This window comes from Xylanibacter sp., assembly GCF_057607445.1.
Window position 1 is genome coordinate 155178 of the sequence record NZ_DBLZAX010000001.1, and the last position, 13782, is coordinate 168959.

General features: G+C 46.7%; 13 protein-coding genes and 1 tRNA gene. 9 read left to right on the forward strand and 5 right to left on the reverse strand.

Annotated elements, in window-relative coordinates:
- Positions 1–27 precede the first annotated feature (27 nt).
- From mreD to ACZMIG_RS00670, 5 genes are all read right to left on the reverse strand, one after another.
- Positions 28–528, reverse strand: coding sequence for a rod shape-determining protein MreD (mreD, locus tag ACZMIG_RS00650; protein ID WP_021855233.1), 501 nt, complete (start codon positions 526–528; stop codon positions 28–30).
- Positions 529–544: 16 nt separating this feature from the next.
- Complete coding sequence (gene mreC / locus ACZMIG_RS00655) at positions 545–1408, reverse strand: rod shape-determining protein MreC (protein ID WP_021855234.1); 864 nt, start codon at positions 1406–1408, stop codon at positions 545–547.
- A 3-nt stretch (positions 1409–1411) separates the two neighbouring features.
- Positions 1412–2434 (reverse strand): rod shape-determining protein, encoded by a 1023-nt coding sequence (locus tag ACZMIG_RS00660; protein WP_021855235.1) that lies wholly within the window; start codon positions 2432–2434, stop codon positions 1412–1414.
- A gap of 110 nt (positions 2435–2544) precedes the next feature.
- Positions 2545–3138, reverse strand: a complete 594-nt coding sequence (locus ACZMIG_RS00665) for an IMP cyclohydrolase (RefSeq protein ID WP_021855236.1) — start codon at positions 3136–3138, stop codon at positions 2545–2547.
- Positions 3139–4207: 1069 nt separating this feature from the next.
- Positions 4208–4281 (reverse strand) — tRNA-Met (locus ACZMIG_RS00670).
- Between the two features lie 130 nt (positions 4282–4411).
- On the opposite strand from ACZMIG_RS00670, the gene ACZMIG_RS00675 reads away from it, so the two are divergent.
- From ACZMIG_RS00675 to ACZMIG_RS00715, 9 genes are all read left to right on the forward strand, one after another.
- Positions 4412–4810 (forward strand): START-like domain-containing protein, encoded by a 399-nt coding sequence (locus ACZMIG_RS00675; RefSeq protein ID WP_021855238.1) that lies wholly within the window; start codon positions 4412–4414, stop codon positions 4808–4810.
- 304 nt (positions 4811–5114) lie between these two features.
- Entirely contained in the window at positions 5115–7034 is a 1920-nt protein-coding gene (locus ACZMIG_RS00680) for an LptF/LptG family permease (RefSeq protein WP_487888946.1), read from the forward strand.
- Between the two features lie 26 nt (positions 7035–7060).
- Positions 7061–8269: a bifunctional 3,4-dihydroxy-2-butanone-4-phosphate synthase/GTP cyclohydrolase II gene (locus ACZMIG_RS00685; RefSeq protein WP_021855240.1), complete on the forward strand. Its 1209-nt coding sequence runs from the start codon at positions 7061–7063 to the stop codon at positions 8267–8269.
- Positions 8270–8391: 122 nt separating this feature from the next.
- Positions 8392–9585, forward strand: coding sequence for a pyridoxal phosphate-dependent aminotransferase (locus ACZMIG_RS00690; RefSeq protein ID WP_125105553.1), 1194 nt, complete (start codon positions 8392–8394; stop codon positions 9583–9585).
- A 215-nt stretch (positions 9586–9800) separates the two neighbouring features.
- Positions 9801–10634, forward strand: coding sequence for a MotA/TolQ/ExbB proton channel family protein (locus ACZMIG_RS00695; protein WP_021855242.1), 834 nt, complete (start codon positions 9801–9803; stop codon positions 10632–10634).
- Positions 10635–10663: 29 nt separating this feature from the next.
- Positions 10664–11275, forward strand: coding sequence for an ExbD/TolR family protein (locus tag ACZMIG_RS00700; RefSeq protein ID WP_021855243.1), 612 nt, complete (start codon positions 10664–10666; stop codon positions 11273–11275).
- A 3-nt stretch (positions 11276–11278) separates the two neighbouring features.
- The gene (locus tag ACZMIG_RS00705; RefSeq protein WP_021855244.1) at positions 11279–11926 is read left to right on the forward strand and encodes an ExbD/TolR family protein; all 648 of its coding nucleotides are present in this window, start codon (positions 11279–11281) and stop codon (positions 11924–11926) included.
- Between the two features lie 30 nt (positions 11927–11956).
- Complete coding sequence (locus ACZMIG_RS00710) at positions 11957–12784, forward strand: energy transducer TonB (protein ID WP_288949421.1); 828 nt, start codon at positions 11957–11959, stop codon at positions 12782–12784.
- Between the two features lie 9 nt (positions 12785–12793).
- Entirely contained in the window at positions 12794–13753 is a 960-nt protein-coding gene (locus ACZMIG_RS00715; RefSeq protein WP_021855246.1) for a PstS family phosphate ABC transporter substrate-binding protein, read from the forward strand.
- Positions 13754–13782: the final 29 nt, after the last annotated feature.

Sequence of the window (13782 nt, forward strand, 5' to 3'; positions counted from 1 at the left end):
AATCCGGCCTTTCCTGCTTTTAGAACATTATCTTTTTCTGACGTTTTCGATTACAATTATCAGGATTACGGTGAGCACGGTGCTTCCACCGATGTTTTTGAGCCATTGCAGCCAGTTGAAGAAGTTGAACGACTCAATGGTGAAGAATATGATATTGTAAGCGAAAACGCATATTATCGTGTAGTAGATAAATTTTGCCATGCCCAACGATCTTATCGTAGGCTTGAGGTCTTCAGGCGAGTCACGCTGTATGAACAGATTGAGGACGTATGGCTGCATCAGGCCGAGCAGTGTGGTCGACGTTGCCGCCACGCCCGGAGTGTTGGAGAAAATGTCGATGCAGAGGCCTGTGAAGAAGCTCCAAAGCAGTGTGCCCCATCGGGGATAGTCGTGTCTGAACAGCAGTATGAAATATACATACAGCAGCGGCGTGGCGCAACCGAACAAGTTGATGTGGTTGAGCACCAGAGCCTGTGCCAGACATAGGATGATGAATGTGAGAAACTGTTTTATTATTTCTATGTTCATTCTGTTGTCGTTATCCTTAGTTCTGCTTTATTTTTAATGAGTCTTCAGCCGAGCGGAGCAGGTTGATGCGCTCCTCCATTGCCGAATTGTCAATGATGCATACGTCGCGGATGTTGCCGAAATCAGTTGTAAGACGCACCTGTATTCTGTAAGAGAGTCCGTCGTGCGAGTTGTATACGTGCAGTATCTGTCCTACGATAATGCCCGGAGGGAATATCGAAGAGTAGCCGCTCGTCTCAACAAGGTCGCCGAGACGGAAGTGTGCGTGGCGCGGGATGTCGTCAACATAGGCCAGCTCTGCCGCACCGCCTGTCCAGTGCAGATATCCGTAATAGCCGCGCTTCTTGATGGTGACGCTGATGTTCGACTTGGAGTTGAGCACCGGTATGACCACAGAATAATGCTCTGACACCATGTAAACTACGCCCACGACGCCGTTTCCACAGGCCACGCCCATGTCCTTGCGCACGCCGTCGGCCGAGCCTTTGTCAAGGGTTATAAAGTTGTCTCTCTTGTCGATAGAGTTGGTTATAACCTTTGCCGGTATGAGCTTGTAGTCTTTCAGTATCTCCATCTGTGCGCGCTGAAGGCGTGTAGAGTCGCCCGTGTTGCTCTTTATCTGTTCAGACAGCTTCCTTACTGTCTGCTCGAGATAAAGGTTGCGCGTATTGAGTTGCTGGTTTATCTTTGTCAGGTTGAAGAATGTCTTCACTGCAGCGTCCCATTCGTATACCTTTCCGGTTACGGCATTGGCCGACGAGAAGAACACGCTGCCCTGATAGCTGTTGAATCTGAACAGCAGCGTCAGGCTGATAACTTCAAGTATGACAAAGAGAAACCAGTGGTTATATTTCGCAAGAAATTCCAGTAGGTTGCGCATGGCTTATCTCATCAAGAACGAGAAGCGGTCAACGTTCTTCAATGCAATACCCGCTCCTTTTGCTACGCTGTGCAAAGGATCGTCGGCCACGTGGAACTGGATGTTAATCTTGTCGGTGAGACGTTTGTCGAGACCTCTGAGCAGTGCGCCTCCTCCGGTGAGGTAGATACCGTTCTTTACGATGTCGGCATAAAGCTCAGGCGGAGTCTTCTCGAGAGCAGAGAGCACGGCGTTCTCTATCTTGGCGATGGTGCGGTCAAGACAGTGGGCTATCTCCTGATAGCATACGGGCACCTCCATAGGCAGGGCCGTAATCTTGTTAGGTCCGTGTACTACATAGTCTTCGGGAGCTTCTTCTCCAAGGTCTGTCAGTGCCGATCCTACGTGTATCTTGATGCGCTCGGCCATACGTTCGCTGACCTTGACATTGTGCTGGCGGCTCATGTACTCCTGAATTTCGGCAGTGAGGTCGTCGCCGGCAGTGCGGATAGAGTTGTTCGACACGATGCCTCCGAGAGAAATTACGGCAATCTCGGTGCTTCCGCCGCCGATGTCGACAATCATGTTACCTTCGGGAGCTTCAACGTCGATGCCGATGCCGATGGCAGCAGCCATAGGCTCGAATATGAGGTAGACGTCGCGTCCGTCGGCATGCTCGGCAGAGTCGCGCACGGCGCGCAGCTCAACTTCGGTAGAGCCAGACGGCACGCCTATCACCATGCGGAGTGAAGGCGAGAAGAAACGTCTTCCGGTGTGTACCATCTTGATAAGTCCGCGCATCATCTGCTCACAGGCAGTGAAGTCGGCTATGACGCCGTCGCGCAGCGGGCGTATCGTGCGGATGTTGTCATGAGTCTTCTCATACATCATCTTAGCCTTTTCGCCTACGGCTATCATTTTGTCTGTGCGGCGGTCGAGCGCTACTACAGACGGCTCGTCAACAACAATCTTGTCATCACTGATAATGATGGTGTTGGCCGTGCCGAGATCCATTGCGATCTCCTGGATAAAAGAAAAAAATCCCATTACTTGATAAAGTTTATAGCTATAAATATAATTTTATTGTCTCTTCTTGAAGTCTTGCGTCTTTCGCCCGGCAGGGCGAAAGACGTCGAGCGGATTGTCTTGTCTGTGTCTTATTTTTCAAACCATTCGTGAATGGCGGTGTCGTAGTGGCTGCTTACGCCGAAGGCGCGTGTAGCCAGCATGCGGCGGTCTTCGATGTCGGTCTGTGCGCCCTTCTTGTTGAGGATGTCGAGCAGCACGCCGTATTCAGCCTTGCTGGGCACGATCACCACGTCTTTGAAGTTCTTTGCTCCGGCGCGTATCAGAGATATTCCGCCAATGTCTATCTTTTCGATTATGTCGGCCTCAGAAGCTCCGCTTGCAACGGTCTGCTCGAAAGGATAGAGGTCTACGATAACCAGGTCGATTTCAGGTATTTCATACTGCTTCATCTGCTCCTGGTCGCCTTCGTTGTCGCGGCGGCCGAGGATGCCTCCGAATACTTTGGGGTGAAGAGTCTTCACGCGTCCTCCCAGGATAGAGGGATATGTCGTTACGCTCTCTACGGCCTGGCATTCATATCCGAGCGACTCGATAAACTTCTGTGTGCCGCCTGTAGATAAAAACTTTACTCCTTCTTCGTTCAGCTTAGCCAGCAGCTCGTCGAGTCCGTCTTTGTGAAACACGGACACGAGTGCGGTCTTGATTCTTTTTGTTTCAGCCATGTCTTTAAAAATTATCTGTTTTTTAGAGTGCAAAGTTACTAAAAAACGTTGATTTTACAATATATTTCAACCAAAAATTATAAATGTTTTGATTTAGGACAATAAATGCGGGCAGTGCATGGTGTTTTGGCGTTTGAAATGTGTTTCGCCGGGTTTTGCCGGGCCTTTCCGGCTTTGGCTGCGCCGGACTTGCCTTCTTGTGGTCTGTTGCGTCATGTCTGTATCGTGTTTTGCGTGTATGTTATGGCACGTTGCTGTGCATCTTATGACCTGATACCAAGTGATTTAGCAGTCTTCCGTCCGTGTGCTTTGATGCTTGATTCTGCTCCGGCTGTTGTCTGTCTGAAGCCTCGTTCTATGCCGTGGGGTGTAAGCATTATGGCTGTTTTATGGTGCAATGTGTCATTATGATTTTGTACGCGTTTCTGCTCGAAATAGAATTTGTGCAGCCGTTGTTTTGCGGCTTGTTCGGAATTTTCTTTACGAAACAATGCAAGAACATAGGTTTCACATTTCCGTTTGATGCCTTTCGCTCTGTAAAAGGCAAGCTTTCGCGTCCGTATTGACCGGCTTTTGCTGCTTGAAACGTGGCTTTTCGTACTGCTTTCCGGTGATTTTTATTGCACATTTTGTCTGTGCCCTTCGTATCGTCCGGTATTACAGTGCTTTATGATTGCACACGATTTTTGCGTTATTTTAAGCCGTATGCGTGTCTGTTTCTGAAAAGCTGAGTTCTGGAGCCTTGTTGTAAATCAAAATGCAAGCGTTTTGGGGCTTATTCTGTCAATGTGTCGTGTGCTGCTGTGGCTTGTCGATAGTGGTTTATCTGTTACTGCTTGATTTGGTTGTCTGTTGTGGTCGTCTTGTCTTGTTGTCTATTTTGTGCTTTGTCTGCTTCGTGGTTTCTTTTGTGTGAGCGGCAACTTGTTTTTACGTGCAGGCTTTGTCCGTTCATGCGTTGACCGGTTGCCGCCTTTTTTTGTTGGTGCGTGTGGGGAGGGTTGGGGCTTAAATCGGCTTAAGGGAATATAAAATAAAAGAGCCGCAACGTCTGTTGCGGCTCTTGTTGTAGCGGGGGTGGGACCCGAACCCACGACCTCCGGATTATGAATCCGACGCTCTAACCAGCTGAGCTACCCCGCCATCATTTTTCTTTGCGGTTGCAAAGGTAATACAATTTCTTTAAACACCAAAAAATATTTCAACTTTTTATCAAAATCTTATGCGAAAGACGTAAATTTGTGGCAAATAACCAATGAAATGCCTTTAAACTATGGAGAAAAACAAAGTAAACATTGAACATGAGCTGCGTTCTAAGTCGGCCGGATTTATATGGTCGATGCTGAGCACGCCTGAAGGATTGGCCAAATGGCTTTCGGATGAAGTGAGGCTTAATGGCGATTTGTTTACCTTCACATGGGGTAACGTGTGGAGCGACCATGAGATAAGAACTTCGGCTGTGATAGACAAGAAGAAGTTCGACTATATACGCTTCAGATGGTGTGGCGAGGAGTATAAGGACACGTATTGGGAGCTGAAAATGAACAAAAGTGACGTAACGGGTGATTTTGTCCTGATGATAACCGACTTTGCCCCCGAGGGCGAAAAGGATACCGTGGTGGATATCTGGCAGGCAAATCTCAGTGCGCTTAGACGGGCTACGGGGCTTTAGCGGCTTCGTAGCCTTTGTTTTTTTGCGTGTCCGTCATCCCGCGTTGCGCGGCTTCGCGGCTCTCGCCGGCATATTGTTTCGTGCCGGTGTCCGTGGCTTTGGCATGCCGTTTGCATGCGCTTTTAGGGCGCGGTGCCGTGCCTTGTGCTGTTGACTGCTTTGCGTTGCGGCGTGGCAGGATGGCGGTGCCTTATACATCTTTTATTAAATAAAAAACGCAAAACGTTGTGGTTTGTGATATTTTTGTGCTAATTTTGCAAGCTGGTAAATCTGCTGTATAAATGTCAGAATTAGCATAAAAATGATTCTTAGAGTCAAAAAATTAGATAAATTTATCGCAAAACAGTTCGGACTCCTCTTTGTCGGAACGTTCTTTATATGTCAGTTCGTGCTGATGATGCAGTTTCTTTGGCGCTATGTCGACCAGCTCATCGGTAAGGGTCTGACCATGGACGTGCTGGCCCAGTTCTTCTGGTATATGAGTCTTATGCTCGTGCCGCAGGCGCTTCCGCTGGCCATCCTGCTTTCGTCGCTTATCGCCTTCGGTAACTTGGGCGAGAGCAGCGAGCTTACGGCCATCAAGGCTGCGGGCATATCGCTTATGCAGGCGTTCCGCTCGCTTGTGGTCATCGTCATATTCATAGCCTTGGGCTCTTTCTATTTTCAGGACGTAGTGGCTCCGAGTGCCAACATGTCGTTCTCGAGGCTGCTCCTTTCCATGAAGCAGAAGAGTCCCGAACTGGAGATTCCCGAGGGTATATTCTATGACGGCATTCCGCAGTGTAACCTGTATGTGCAGAAAAAGGACATAAAGACAGGCATGCTCTACGGTGTGATGATTTATAAGATGACCGACAGCTATGACGATGCCGCCATAATTCTGGCCGACTCGGGCATGCTGCAGTCTACGGCAGAGAAAAAGCATCTTGTGCTTACGCTGCACAGCGGCGAATGGTTTGAGAACATGAAGTCGCAGGAGTTTTCGGCAGGCGTAAGCGTGCCTTATCGCCGCGAGACCTTTGTCAAGAAGAGAATAGTGCTCGATTTCGATGCCGACTTTAACGTTGCCGACGCAAGCGCGCTCTCGAACAACGCACGCGGAAAGAGCATCGGACAGATCAACCGCGACGTCGACTCGCTTAATCACGTGTACGACAGCGTCGGCCGTGTGTTCTACAAAGATGCCAAGATGTCGTATTATTCTCCCGTGGCTGTGTCAAAGAAAGACTCTCTGAGAGCCGTCAAGATGGCCGGGACAAAGACTTACAGCTTCGACTCTGTCTACTCGAGACTTTCTGCCGACAGAAAGCTTGAGGCTGTTGATGCGGCCCTCAGCAAGGTGCAGCGCGAAATGAACGACCTCGACTTTAAGGGCATGATAACGGCAGACGGCGACAAGCTTATACGACAGCACAAGATAGAGGCCATCAACAAGTTTACATTGTCGCTTTCGTGCCTGATATTCTTCTTTATCGGTGCGCCCCTGGGCGCCATCATCCGTAAGGGCGGACTTGGCGTTCCGGTGATTATCTCCGTGCTGGTGTTCATCGTGTATTACATTTTCGAGAATACGGGCTACCGCATGTCACGAGGCGGTATGTGGGCAATATGGTTCGGTAAGAGCATCGCTACGGCTGTGCTTACGCCGCTCGCAATATTCTTCACATACAAGGCCAACAACGACTCTGTCGTGTTCAATCTCGATCTCTACCGCAACTTCTTCATGAAGATGTTCGGACTCAGGATAAAGCGTGCCGTGTTCAAGAAGGAGGTTATAATAACCGATCCCGACTATGCGGCCGACTCGGCAACTCTGACCGAAGTGAACCGAGAGATTGGCGACTATGCCCGCGAACACAATCTTTGGCTTGCGCCTAATATAATTAAGGTGTTCTTCAAGTACAGGCCTGACCATACAATCGAGGAAATCAACGAGAAGATAGAGACTGTCATCGAGGATTTGTCGAACACGAAGGACAAGGTGATACTTTCATGTCTTAACGCCTATCCTTTCATGGCAGTAAAGGCACATACGCGCCCGTTCGACCGCAAATGGATGAATGTGGTTGCGGCAATCATCGTTCCGGTGGGCCTGTTCCTCTATTTGCGCATGTGGCGCTTCCGCCTGCGGCTCATGCGCGACCTGAAGGTCATCAGACAGACCAATGATGCCGTGATAGCACGTATAGAAGAGTTAAATAGCTCAGGCACGTCAAAGGCCTGATATATATAATAAGGTAAACGCTGTTTATGGAAAATTTAAAAATTAATACAATCGAAGAAGCTCTTGAGGACTTCAAGAGAGGCGAGTTTGTAATTGTCGTAGACGATGAAGACCGCGAAAATGAGGGCGATCTTATTATTGCCGCTGAAAAAATTACAGCAGAGAAGGTTAATTTCATGCTGAAGCATGCTCGTGGTGTGCTCTGTGCGCCGATAACGATAAGCAGATGCGATGAGCTTGACCTTCCGCGTCAGGTTGTAGAAAACACATCAGTGTTGGGCACTCCTTTCACTGTTACAGTGGATAAGCTCGAAGGCTGCTCTACCGGTGTGTCGGCTCACGACAGGGCCGAGACAATCAAGGCTCTTGCCGATCCGGAGGCTACGCCAAGGACATTCGGACGCCCTGGCCACGTAAATCCGCTTTATGCACAGGACAACGGCGTGCTCAGAAGAAGCGGACACACGGAGGCAACAATAGACCTCTGCAAGCTCTCTGGCCTTTATCCGGCAGGTGCGCTGATGGAGATAATGAACGACGACGGTACGATGGCACGTCTTCCGCAACTCGTGGAGTTCGCAGCAAAATATAATCTTAAAGTCATAACAATTAAGGACCTCATTGCATACAGACTGCAGCGAGAGTCGCTGATAAGCGTAGGCACTATGGTGGATATGCCGACTGAATACGGACATTTCAAGCTTGTTCCGTTCCGTCAGACCAGCAGCGGACTCGAGCACATGGCTCTGATAAAGGGTGAGTGGAAAGAAGACGAGCCTGTGCTCGTGCGTGTTCATTCTTCATGCGCCACCGGAGATGTGTTCGGAAGCATGCGCTGCGATTGCGGACAGCAGCTGCACAAGGCAATGCAGATGATAGAGAAAGAAGGCAAGGGCGTGCTGATATATATGCAGCAGGAAGGACGCGGCATAGGACTTATGAACAAGATTGAGGCCTATAAGCTGCAGGAAGAAGGCCTTGATACAGTTGATGCAAACATACATCTCGGATTCAAGCCCGATGAGCGCGACTACGGCTGCGGCGCGCAGATGCTGCGCAAGCTCGGCGTGCACAAGATGCGACTTATCACCAACAATCCTACAAAGCGTGTAGGCCTTGAGGCTTACGGCCTTGAAATTGTTGAAAATGTTCCAATCGAAATAACGCCTAACGAGTACGATTATAAGTACTTGAAGACAAAAAAAGACCGCATGGGACATACTTTACATTTGTAATTGTAAAAAAAACATTTGTAAAAAAATCATTTTAATAATTGGAATAAAAATATAACATCATTTATTTTTATAGAACGAATAAATTGCTTAAATTTGCAGGAGCATAAATTTAATATATGACAATGGCACAATTATCAGACCGTCTTAATCGCTTGGCACCTTCAGCCACTCTCGCCATGTCACAGAAAAGTGGCGAGATGAAAGCACAAGGTATTGACGTTATTAATATGAGCGTGGGTGAACCAGACTTTAACACGCCAGACCACATTAAGGACGCTGCCAAGAAGGCTGTTGACAACAACTTCTCAAGATATTCACCTGTCCCGGGATACATGGATTTGAGAGAGGCTATTGTTGCAAAGCTTAAGAATGAGAACGGCTTAACATATACAGTCAATGAAATATTAGTGTCTAACGGCGCAAAGCAGAGCGTTTGCAACGCTGTGATGGCACTCGTTAATGAAGGTGACGAAGTTATCATACCGGCACCATATTGGGTTAGTTATCCGCAGATGGTTAAACTGGCAGGAGGAGAGCCTGTAATTGTAGAGGCAGGGTTCGAACAGAACTTCAAGATGACTCCGCAGCAGCTTGAGGCGGCTATTACACCTAAAACTAAAATGCTGATATTGTGCTCTCCGAGTAATCCTACTGGAAGCGTCTATTCAAAGGAAGAACTCGAAGGACTGGCTGAGGTCATAAAAAGACATGAAGACCTGTATGTCATTGCCGACGAGATTTATGAGCATATCAACTATATTGGCAAGCATAACAGTATAGCGCTTGTTCCCGGAATGAAGGAGAGGACAATTATCGTAAATGGTGTGTCAAAGGCTTATGCAATGACCGGATGGCGTATCGGATATATTGCTGCTCCCGAATGGATCGTGAAAGGCTGCAACAAGCTTCAGGGACAGTATACCAGCGGTCCTTGCTCAGTTAGCCAGAAGGCTGCAGTTGAGGCATACACTGCTTCGCAGGAGTGTGTCGAGACAATGAGACAGGCGTTCCACCGCCGTCGTGACCTTATAGTAAAACTTGCAAAGGAGATACCGGGCCTTGAGGTTAATGTTCCCGAAGGAGCTTTCTACCTGTTCCCGAAGTGCAGTAATTTCTTCGGCAAGAGCTATGAAGGGCATGTCATAAATACTTCTACAGACCTTGCGATGTATCTGCTTGAAGTGGCTCACGTAGCTACAGTGGCAGGCGATGCTTTCGGCGATCCTGCTTGTTTCAGAATGAGCTATGCCACAAGTGACGAGAATATTTGTGAGGCTATGAGGCGTATAAAGGAGGCGCTGGCTAAGCTTAAATAACAGCCGAGATAACGATTGCACAAATATATTTTAATGTAAAATACAGAGGAAACGCTGTTAAAACTTATTAATAAATCTTCTTATTGATCATTAATTGTTATCTTTGTGCAGTCTTATTTGGGATCTTGTTTGCAAATATAGGGAAAAACTGTAATTTCATTAATCGGAAACTTTATAACTTAAATTATTAATAACTAAAATTTAAATTCAAAATTATGGCAACTACACAAAAAGCAGCAAGCCCTACAAAGAAAAATCAGGGCTTCCAAGGTATTAGAGCAGCGATCTGGGTTATCGTTGTATGTTTCGTTATTGCGCTTTGCATTTTCAAGTATCTGCTTGGTAATCCGGCAAACTTCGCAGGTAACGATCCCGCAGGTCACCCGACAAACTTGCTCGGTACAATTTACAAAGGTGGTGTTATCGTGCCTATCATCCAGACACTTTTGCTTACTGTAATCGCTCTGAGCATCGAGCGTTGGATCGCTCTTCGTTCTGCATTCGGAACAGGCTCACTTGCTAAGTTCGTTCTTAACGTTAAGGCTGCTGTAAGCAAAGGCGACTTCGCTGAAGCACAGCGCATCTGCGACAAGCAGAGAGGTTCTGTTGCTAACGTTGTTTCTGCTTCTATCCGCGCTTACAAGGAAATGGAAGCTACAGCAGGCATGAAGAAGGCTCAGAAGGTTTCTAAGATCCAGCAGGCTCACGAAGAGGCTACTCAGCTCGAGATGCCTACACTGCAGATGAACCTTCCTATCATCGCAACTATCGTTACACTCGGTACTCTTACCGGTCTTCTCGGTACCGTTATCGGTATGATTCGTTCATTCCAGGCTTTGGCTGCCGGTGGTGGTGGTGACTCTCTGGCATTGTCTACAGGTATTTCTGAGGCTTTGATCAACACCGCATTCGGTATTTTGACTTCTTGGGTTGCTGTTATTTCTTATAACACATTCACAAACAAGATCGACAAGCTGACATACGCCCTTGATGAGGTTGGTTATTCAATTGCTCAGACATACGAAGCCAATCACGCAGACGAAGCTTAATTTTACTAACCCTTTAAAATTTTATTACTATGGGTAAAGTAAAAATTAAGAAAAAAGCGATCTGGATCGATATGACTCCGATGAGCGACGTGATGGTCCTCTTGCTTACATTCTTCATGTTGACATCAACATTCGTTAAGAATGAGGCAGTTAAGGTTCTCACGCCGGGTTCGGTATCGGAGCTAAAGGTTCCGGAGAATAACGTCTTGAGCATACTGATCGACAGTAGGGGCAAGGTGTTCTTGGGCTGGGACAAACCTGGCGATATGGAGGCCGCGCTCAGCACTATGGCTGATCAGTTTGGCGTAAGCCTTAACGGCACTCAGATGAAAAACTCTCGCAGCGCAACCAATATCGGTGTGTCTATGGAAGATATGGGCGCATTCCTGAGTCAGGATGCTGCTCACATGAACGACTATCAGAAAGATAAGGGCGTTCCTACAGACAGTATCGACGGCGGTATGAGCGAGTTCCAGTTGTGGGTTAAGACAGTTACTGACAACAACTCAGATATGAAACTGGCTATCAAGGCTGATGAGAAGACACCCTATAAGGTTATCAAGAAAGTAATGTCTGAACTTCAGGACATGAATCAGAATCGTTACTATCTTATCACTTCTTACAAAAAAGTGGAGGAATAAGTCATGGCAAAGCAGAAAGAAAGCAAACAGAAGAAGATTGACCTACGCGTAGACTTTACGCCTATGGTGGACATGATGATGCTTCTTATCACATTCTTCATGCTGTGTACGTCATTGAGCAAGCCTCAGACAATGCAGCTGACGATGCCAAGTAACGATGAGAACGTGCAGAAAGAGGACAGAACTGCTACCAAGGCTTCGCAGACTATTACAATCTACGTTGCAGGTAATGACAAAATTTACTACGTAGCAGGTATTCCTAATTACAATGATCCTAATTGCCTTAAAGAAACAACTTGGGGCAAGGAAGGTATCCGTAAGGTCCTTATCAACCATGTCACTGAAGACGGTACCATACCGGTGTCTACGATTATGAAGGCTAAGGCCGAGCTCGACAGCAAAAAGTTGAGCAATCCTGGAAAATACCCAGATTCTGTATATAATAGAGAATTGGAGAAGCTGAAGAATGGTGAAGTTGACGGGCAGAAGATTCCTACCCTGACAATCATTATCAAGGCAACTGACAATGCTTCTTATAAGAATTTGGTTGATGCTCTGGATGAGATGCAGATTTGCAGTATAGGTAAGTATGTCATCGATAACATTACTCCTGAAGACAAAGGCCTTCTTACTAAAAAAGGAGTGAAGTAATCGTTGAGTAACATTTAAAATGAAAAGACAATGTCAAAAATAGATCTTATATCTAATGCATGGTGTGACCTCGTGTTCGAGGGAAAGAACCAGGCATATGGAGCATACAAGCTCCGTAAGGGTACCGCAAAACGTAACCTTTGGTCTATCATTATCGTACTTATTGCTGCAGTTGCTATTTTCTCGGCTATAGCTATTAAGAATGTTATTGAGGCGAACCAAAAAGTTGCGATTGTCACTGAGGCTAAATTGTCTAAAATAGACAAGACGCCGAAAGTTGAGAAGAAAAAGGTAACTCCTAAAATCGAGCAGCCCAAAGTTGTAGAGAAGGTAAAGAGCTCTATCAAGTTTACTGCTCCTGTTATCAAGAAGGACTCTGAGGTAAAGCCTGAGGAGGAAATGAAAACTCAGGAAGACCTTCAGAAGACAAAAACTACTATCGGTGCGTTCAACGTAGTTGGTAATGACGAATTTAACGGCGAAGTGCTCAAAGCTAAGGAAGAAATTGCCCAGCCTGAACCTCCAAAGAACGAGGAGGAGAACAAGGTGTTTGACGTGGTTGAAGAGCAGCCTTCATTCCCTGGTGGACAGGGCGCTTTGATGGCTTGGCTGAGAGACAACATCAAATATCCGGTTGTTGCTGCTGAGAACGGTATCCAGGGTAAGGTTATTGTACAGTTCGTAGTAGGTAAGAATGGTTCTATTTCTAATGTGAAAGTCCTGAGGTCTGTTGACCCGTCTCTCGACAGAGAGGCTGTGCGTGTTGTTAGCAGCATGCCTAACTGGACTCCTGGAAAGCAGAACGGTACGTCGGTTAACGTAAGATATACGTTGCCAGTAACATTCAAACTGCAGTAATTACGTGATATGAGAAGAAAACTATTCTACAATTTGGTAGGATTGATGCTGCTGTCGGGCATGTTGGCCGCTTGTGCCGACAAACCCAAAAGCGGCAGAACAGATACTTATTCGTCAGGAGCGATTTCGTTCGCTTCTGACGAAAGTTTTAGTCCTATAATCGACGAAGAAGTTCAGGTCTTCGAAAGTATATATCGGGATGCCAAGCTTACTCCGATTTATACAAATGAGTATGATGCTATAAAGATGCTGATGAATGACAGTCTGCAGCTGGTTATTGCATCAAGAAATTTCACAAAAAATGAGTTGGAGAATCTAAAGTCACGCAATTATTTGCCCGTGGCTATACCTTTGGCTTATGATGGCTTGTCGCTTATCATAAACAGAGAGAATAAAGATTCTTGTATTTCTGTCAAGAACATAAAGCGTGTTCTCAGCGGAGAGGCAAAGAAATGGAGCGATATAGTTCCCGGTTCAAGTCGCGGCGAGATACTTGTGGTGTTTGACAACAGCAAGTCGAGTACGGTTTCATTCTGTGTTGACTCGATATTGGACGGAAAGCTGATAAACAGTCCGAACATTGTTGCCACAAACACGAGCAAGGAGGTTATCGATTATGTCGAGAAAACTCCTAATGCCATTGGTATCATCGGTTCAAATTGGCTTAATGACAAGCGCGACACAACGAACACTACATTCAAGAAGAATATAACTGTTATGTCGGTAAGCAGGTTTGACTCGGCTACAGCCATGAATAGCTGGAAACCATACCAGGCATACTTACTCGACGGACGTTATCCGTTGGTAAGAACGATATATGCATTGCTTAATGACCCTATCAATGGTCTTCCATGGGGCTTTGCCCATTTTATAGAGCAGCCTAAGGGACAGCTGATAATATTCAAGTCAGGCTTGTTGCCTGTACGCGGTGATATTACAATAAGGTCAGTAAATGTAGGCGATGATTAAACCTTTGCATCCTGAGGCAGTCAATATTA